Genomic DNA, 1,596 nt, shown 5'->3' with positions numbered 1-1,596 from the left:
GGACGGGACCATCACCGTCAAGGCCGGCTATCCGCCCGACGACACGCTGGCCGAGGCCGACATCGCCGCCGCCCGCTGGGCCTGGGAGCACAATCGTGCCGCGGGTCGCGGCGCCGACACGCTTCCGGGCGCCAGGCGCCTCTATTTGCCCTTGCGCACGGGGCGCACGGCCATCGGGGTCGTCGGCCTCGACAACGACAAGCAGGGTCCGCTGCTGACGCCCGAGCAGCAGCGGCTGCTTGACGCACTGGCCGACCAGGCGGCGGTCGCCATCGAGCGTATTCAGTTGGTTGCCGACGTCGACCGCGCCAAGCTCGCCGCTGAGGCGGACAGGCTGCGCTCGGCGCTGCTCACCTCCATTTCCCATGATCTGAAAACGCCGCTCGCCGCCATCATGGGCGCGGCCGGCACGCTGCGGGATTTTTCAGCAGCGCTTCCCGAACCGGACCGGGCTGAACTGCTGTCGACGGTGCTCGACGAATCCGAGCGGTTGAACCGCTTCATCGCCAATCTGCTCGACATGACCAAGATCGAGTCCGGCGCGATGGAGCCGAACTACGCCTTTCACTATGTCGGCGACATCGTCGGCTCCGCCTTGCAAAGGGCCAGGAAAATCATTGGCGAGCACAAGATCGAGACCGACATCCCCAGGGATTTGCCGATGTTGAAGGTCGACCCGGTGCTGTTCGAGCAAGCGTTGTTCAATCTTCTCGACAATGCGGCGAAATATGCCCCGGCAAGCTCGACGATTCGCATGCAGGGTTGGACCGACAATGGCTCCGTCCTGCTGCAAATCATGGATGAAGGGCCAGGCATTCCTCCCGGCGATCTGGAACGGATTTTCGACACGTTCTATCGAGTGCGCAAGGGCGACCAGATCCGCGCCGGTACGGGGCTCGGCCTGTCGATCTGCCGCGGCTTCGTCGAAGCGATGGGTGGCACCATCATGGCGGCAAACCGGACCGACGGTTCGGGCGCGGTGTTCACCATCAAAATGCCCAGGCCGGCAAATCCGCCCAATTTCGACACTTCGAATACCGACGACCACGACGTGGGTGACCTGGCATGACAAACTCGAACGTCAGGATATTGGTCGTCGATGACGAGCCGCCGATCCGCAAGCTGCTGCGCGTCGGGCTCGGCAGTCAAGGTTATGCGGTCAGCGAGGCGCCGAACGCGAAGGTGGCGATCGAGCTGATGGAGGCGGAGAAGCCGGACCTCGTCCTGCTCGACCTTGGGCTGCCCGGCATGAGCGGTCATGAGTTGCTGCGCAAATGGCGCGACGATGGTCTCGACATTCCAGTGGTCATGCTGTCCAGCCGAACCGACGAGGCCGGCATCGTCCAGGCCCTGGAACTCGGCGCCGACGACTATGTCACCAAACCTTTCGGCATGAACGAGCTGGTGGCGCGCATTCGCGTGGCGCTCCGCCACAAGTTCCAGCAAAAGGGCGAGAAGCCGATTTTCCAGACCGGCGATCTCAGCGTCGACCTGGTCAAGCGCATCGTCAAGGTCGAGGGCAAGGAGGTAAAGCTGTCGCCGAAGGAATACGACATCCTGCGTATGCTGGTGCAGCACGCCGGCAAGGTGCTGACC

2 protein-coding genes are annotated in these 1,596 nt (G+C 63.6%); both read left to right on the top strand.

Features of this window, described 5'->3' with window-relative positions:
- A partial coding sequence (locus tag EN893_RS33105; protein ID WP_164901352.1) for an ATP-binding protein occupies positions 1-1,069 on the top strand: 1,069 nt, incomplete at its 5' end.
- A partial coding sequence (locus EN893_RS33100) for a response regulator transcription factor (RefSeq protein ID WP_164901351.1) occupies positions 1,066-1,596 on the top strand: 531 nt, incomplete at its 3' end. The genes EN893_RS33105 and EN893_RS33100, both read left to right, overlap by 4 nt.

It is taken from the genome of Mesorhizobium sp. M7A.F.Ca.CA.004.04.2.1 (assembly GCF_004022825.1).
Taxonomy (GTDB): Bacteria; Pseudomonadota; Alphaproteobacteria; order Rhizobiales; family Rhizobiaceae; genus Mesorhizobium.
This window is presented reverse-complemented; position numbering and strand designations above follow the sequence as displayed.